Source organism: Kitasatospora sp. NPDC059577, assembly GCF_042735475.1.
Taxonomy (GTDB): domain Bacteria; phylum Actinomycetota; class Actinomycetes; order Streptomycetales; family Streptomycetaceae; genus Kitasatospora.
The window spans coordinates 1-4,784 of sequence record NZ_JBHWBZ010000127.1; the positions used below are offsets into that span (position 1 = coordinate 1).

At 76.1% G+C, this 4,784-nt stretch carries 6 protein-coding genes; 4 read left to right on the forward strand and 2 right to left on the reverse strand.

The window, feature by feature from the left end; translation table 11 throughout:
• Window positions 1-626: 626 nt before the first annotated feature.
• Together ACFV0O_RS41190 and ACFV0O_RS41195 are read left to right on the forward strand one after the other, a co-directional pair.
• Complete coding sequence (locus tag ACFV0O_RS41190; RefSeq protein ID WP_380350123.1) at window positions 627-1,346, forward strand: hypothetical protein; 720 nt, start codon at window positions 627-629, stop codon at window positions 1,344-1,346.
• Between the two features lie 173 nt (window positions 1,347-1,519).
• Window positions 1,520-1,744 carry a hypothetical protein gene (locus tag ACFV0O_RS41195; RefSeq protein WP_380350126.1) on the forward strand — a complete coding sequence of 75 codons (225 nt, stop codon included), beginning with the start codon at window positions 1,520-1,522 and terminating at the stop codon, window positions 1,742-1,744.
• A gap of 254 nt (window positions 1,745-1,998) precedes the next feature.
• On the opposite strand, the gene ACFV0O_RS41200 is transcribed toward ACFV0O_RS41195, so the two are convergent.
• Complete coding sequence (locus tag ACFV0O_RS41200; RefSeq protein ID WP_380350129.1) at window positions 1,999-2,520, reverse strand: hypothetical protein; 522 nt, start codon at window positions 2,518-2,520, stop codon at window positions 1,999-2,001.
• A gap of 9 nt (window positions 2,521-2,529) precedes the next feature.
• Window positions 2,530-3,456 (reverse strand): transcriptional regulator CynR, encoded by a 927-nt coding sequence (gene cynR / locus ACFV0O_RS41205; RefSeq protein WP_380350132.1) that lies wholly within the window; start codon window positions 3,454-3,456, stop codon window positions 2,530-2,532.
• A gap of 104 nt (window positions 3,457-3,560) precedes the next feature.
• On the opposite strand from cynR, the gene ACFV0O_RS41210 reads away from it, so the two are divergent.
• A complete protein-coding gene (locus ACFV0O_RS41210) occupies window positions 3,561-4,154 on the forward strand; it encodes a carbonic anhydrase (protein WP_380350135.1) in 594 nt (197 codons plus the stop codon).
• 76 nt (window positions 4,155-4,230) lie between these two features.
• Window positions 4,231-4,701 carry a cyanase gene (cynS, locus tag ACFV0O_RS41215; protein WP_380350138.1) on the forward strand — a complete coding sequence of 157 codons (471 nt, stop codon included), beginning with the start codon at window positions 4,231-4,233 and terminating at the stop codon, window positions 4,699-4,701.
• Window positions 4,702-4,784: the final 83 nt, after the last annotated feature.

Genomic DNA, 4,784 nt, shown 5'->3' on the forward strand with positions numbered 1-4,784 from the left:
CGGCCCCCCGCTCTATACATTTTCCCTGGGGGCGCGCCCGCGGCGGGCCGGCGCCGCCCCCCCCCCCGCCGCGGAGGGCATCTCTCCTGGCCCGTAAGGGAGTTGTCCGGCTGCCGGGTGAACCTTTTGCCCGCGCCGGCCGTTTCCCGTCGGTCGTTCCGGCGCCGGGGCGGGCCGGGTGCCCGGGGGGATTTCCCCCCGGACACCCGGCCCGATTTCGGCGGTGTTCCGCGGCGTTCCACCGTGTTCTTCCGGGCTGCTTTCCCGGGTTCCGGAGGCAGCCGGCGACCGGCGGACGACCTGCGAGCCGGCCGGGCGCCGCTCCGACGGCCCTGCCCCCCTGGAGGCCCGGAGGTGACCCCGACGCCCGGCTTGGCGGCCCGAAGGCGGTGGGGGTGCGCTCCGGCGCCGCTCCGGCTCGGCCGTCCTTCGCCGCGGCGGCGTCGGGGCGGGTGCGTCCGGGGCCGCGCGGCGGTGCTCACCGGGGGGAAGGGCTGCTGCCTGCGGCACCCTGGCGCCGCCGGACGATCTCTGACACCATCTCAGCCGACGTGAACGAATCGTGTACCAAGCGTTCACCTCAGCTGCACAAATCCCGAGTCGTCGAGAGAGATCTGAGGCCTGCCATGAAGACCTTACGGACCCACACCTCGCACCTGGTGACGGTCGTGCTGCTGCTCCTGGGCATGATGACCGCCGCGAGCGCGCAGGCGCAGGCGGCCCCGCAGCGGGTCACCGGCAGCACGACCATCTGCTCCTTCTCCCCCGTCCCCGCCGGGTGGGTCGTCACCAGCTCGTACAGCAGCTGGGGCTGTCCCGGCTCCGGCGTCTCGTACACGATCACCGACACGGCCGGGCAGACCAACCTCACCATCTGCTCCTTCTCCCCCAAGCCGGCCGGGTGGGTGGTGACCAGCTCCTACAGCACCGGCAACTGCGCGGGCAGCGGCATCGCCTACGGCTTCCACAACGTGGCCAACGACCTCAACGTCGGCGCGTGCTCGATGACCCCGATCCCGGCGGGCTGGGTGATCAGCAGCTCGTACAGCAGCAGCAACTGCGCCGGCACCGGCGTCGCCTACTCGCTGCACAACACGGTCAACGACACCAGCACCGGCGCGTGCTCCATGACCCCGGTCCCGGCCGGGTGGGTCGTCACCAGCTCCGCCAGCAGCAGCAACTGCGCCGGCACCGGCATCTCCTACACCCTCTTCAAGATCACCACGCAGACCTCCGCCGTCGTCTGCTCCTTCTCCCCGCTGCCCGCCGGATGGGTCGTCAGCAGCTACTACCCCAGCAGCAACTGCTACGGCAGCGGCGTCGCCTACTCCATCCGCAAGGCCTGACCCCGGGCAGCGTGTGCACGCAGGGCCGCTCGGCCGCCCGGGGGCGCGTCCCCTCTCCCGGCCGCCGGGCGGCCCTGCCGCCGTCTCCCGGACACGACGGCAGGGAAGCGGCCCGGTCCGTGCGGCCTGCCGCGACGGCACCCGGAAGCGGCGGTACCCCGGGGAGGAGCCTCGTGGGCACGTGGGGCAGCGGGAACGTCGAGGGCGACACGACCCCGGACCACCCGTCGGCCGTCGTCGACCGGCTCGTCACCGGGGCCGCCGAGGCGACGGCCGGCGCCCTGCCGCGGGCCGCGACGACCGGGGAACGGAAGGCCGCATCCACGGACGTCCGGGACCGGACCACCGGCGGCCCGGGCCCCGCCCCCGGCTTCGGGAGCGAACGCCGCGCCGCCTGAACCACACCCCCGACCGGTCCGCCGGCGCCGCCCGCGCCGGCGAACCCGCACCGTGACCACGCCCGGCGCGACGACCGGGTCCGCACGAGGGCAACGCCCCACCCGCGCACAGCCGCTCCGGCGCCGGGCGGCCCTGCCCGTCCGCGGGCGGCGGACCGCCCCCGCCGGCCCGGCCGCGGGTCGCTCCCACGAGGTGCGCCGGTCCACGGCTCCGCCCTCCGGGCGCCGGTCCACGGGGAGTCCGGCGACGGCGATCATCTGCGCGGGCGGCATCCGGTCCGACCTGACGGAGGCCGCCGGCCCCGGGGGACGGCGAGCGCGCCGTCGTCACCCCGGGACGGCACGTGCCTGCCGGCCGGGCCGTTCCGAGGCACCGTCCGGTGGGACGGGCCGCCCCGCCCCTGCCGCCCTCCCCGGCTCCTGGGCCCGGAGCCCCGGCAGGTCCGCCGGGACCGCGACCCCGGGACGGCGGGCCCGCGGCGGGCCGCGACCGGTACGGGCCGCGCGGTGGCGGTGGCCGCAGTGGCCGCGGTGGCGGTGGCCGCAGTGGCCGCGGTGGCGGTGGCCGCGGCGGCGGGGCTGGTGCGGCAGTCGCCGGTGAAGGCGAGGGCGCGCAGGTGGCAGGGGCGGGCGGCGTGGCCGAGGGAGAGGTTGTGGCCGGCGCCGTGGGCGGTGACCAGGCGGGCCGGGCCGGGGGCGAAGGCGGCGGTCAGCGCGGCGCGGTGCGCGGTGTCCGGGCGCCACCGGTGCTCGTGCCCGGCCGGGGTGGGGCGCACCGGGTGCGGTCAGGGTGCCGGGGGGTATCCGCGGGTGCGGACGAGGTGGCGGGTGAGGTCGGTGAAGGCGCGGGCGGCGGCGCTGCGGTAGGCGTCGGTGCGGCGCAGGAGGGTGACGGTGCGGGTGGGCAGGGGCGGGTCGAGGGGGAGGGTGGCGAGGCCGGGGCGGTCGTGGGTGACGGCGTCGGGCAGGACGGTGGCGAGCGGGGTGCGCCGGACGATCTCGGTGAGGGCCTGGACGGAGGTGGCCTCGACGGCGATGTGCGGGCTGACGCGGTGGCGGGCGAGGTAGGCGTCGATGTGGCCGCGGGTGGCGAAGTCGCCGCCGAGCAGGGCGAGCGGGCGCTCGGCGAGGTGGTGCACGGGCAGCGGGCCGGCGCCGGCCGGGTGGGGGGTGGCGGTGACCAGGGTGAGGGTCTCGGTGAACAGGGCGGTGGCGTCGATGCCGGGCGGGTGGGGGCCGCGGAAGGCGATGCCGAGGTCGAACTCGTCGGTGAGCAGGCCGGTTTCGATGCGGTCCTGGCTGGTCTCGCGCACGGTCAGGGTGATGCCGGGGTGGCGGGTGTGGAGTTCGGCGGCGAGCGGGCCGACGAGGTAGGCGGTGAAGGTGGGGGTGACCGCCAGGCGCAGCCGTCCGCGGGTGAGGTCCTGGACGTCGTGGACGGCGCGTTCGGCGGCGGCGAGGTCGCGCAGGGCGCGCCGGGCGTGGTCGGTGTAGACGGCGCCGGCGTCGGTGAGGCGGACGGTGCGCCCGGTGCGGTCGAGGAGCTGGACGTCCAGGGTCTTCTCCAGCTGTTTGATCTGCTGGGAGAGCGTGGGCTGGGAGATGTGCAGTTCCTCGGCGGCGCGGGTGAAGTTGCCGTGGTCGGCGACGGCGAGCAGGTAGCGCAGGTGACGCAGTTCGAGGGCGGCCTTGTAACCGACTATAGACGGCATCGATCGGTTTCATGGCGGACAGCTCTTGGACACTATAGGAGCAGGTCATGCATGGTGGATCTCACCAGCCCGCAGGGGCCGGGAACCACCGAAGGAAGTGACCCGTGCAGGACTTCACCGACCTCACCCGGGGCGTCACCCGGTTCCGGCAGGACGTCTTCCCCGCCCGGGCGGAGCTGTTCTCCCGCCTGGCCGGCCACCACGCGCCGCGCACGCTGTTCATCGGCTGCTCCGACGCCCGTGTCGTCCCGGAGCTGATCACCGGCGCCGAGCCGGGCGAGCTGTTCGTCATCCGCACCGCCGGCAACCTGGTGCCGGCCCACACCCCCGGGGCCGACGGGGTGACGGCGAGCATCGAGTACGCCGTCGCCGTGCTGGGCGTGCGGGACGTCGTGGTCTGCGGGCACTCCGCGTGCGGCGCGATGACCGCCCTCGCCGACGGCCACGACCTCACCGGCGCCCCGGCGGTCGCGGCCTGGCTGCGGCACGCGGACGCCTCCCGGGCCCGCGCCGGCGGCGGCGACGTCGCGGGCCTGGTGCGGCACAACGTGCGCGCGCAGCTGGCGAACCTGGCCACCCACCCCCCGGTCGCCCGCGCCCTGGCGCGTGGCGAGGTCGCCCTGCACGGCTGGGTCTTCGACATCGCCACCGGCGCCGTCGAGGAGCTCACCGCGGCCGGCCCCGCGCTCGCCGCCTGACCGCCCCCGCGCCCCCGCTCCCCCACGACCGTATCCCCCTTCTCCGATACCAGCCGAGAGACAAGGACGTACCGCCATGGTGCACGCCCAGTTCGACCCCACCGCCCGCCAGGCCCTGGCCGTCGCCGCCGTCGACGCCAAGACCCGCAGGGACCTGTCCTGGCAGCAGATCGCCGACGCCTCCGGGCTGTCGGTGGCCTTCACCACCGCCGCCGTCCTCGGCCAGCACGCCCTGCCGCGGGAGGCCGCCGAGGCCGTCGCCGCCCTGCTGGGCCTGGACGAGGACGCCGCGCTGCTGCTGCAGACCATCCCCACCCGCGGCTCGATCCCCGGCGCCGTCCCCACCGACCCGACCATCTACCGCTTCTACGAGATGCTGCAGGTCTACGGCACCACCCTCAAGGCCCTGGTCCACGAGGAGTTCGGCGACGGCATCATCTCCGCGATCAACTTCCGGCTCGACGTGAAGAAGGTCGCCGACCCCGAGGGCGGCGAGCGCGCCGTCATCACCCTGGACGGCAAGTACCTGCCGACCAGGCCCTTCTGACGCACCCTCCGGCGGGGCGGGCCGCCCCCCGGCCCCCCCCCCCCCCCGCCCCCCCCCCCCCCCCCCGCCCGCCCCCCCCCCCC

Excerpts from the sequence above, each read along its gene's own strand:
- ACFV0O_RS41190 (WP_380350123.1), top strand. The coding sequence starts at position 627 with ATGAAGACCTTACGGACCCACACCTCGCACCTGGTGACGGTCGTGCTG.
- cynR (WP_380350132.1), bottom strand. The coding sequence starts at position 3,456 with ATGCCGTCTATAGTCGGTTACAAGGCCGCCCTCGAACTGCGTCACCTG.
- cynS (WP_380350138.1), top strand. The coding sequence starts at position 4,231 with ATGGTGCACGCCCAGTTCGACCCCACCGCCCGCCAGGCCCTGGCCGTC.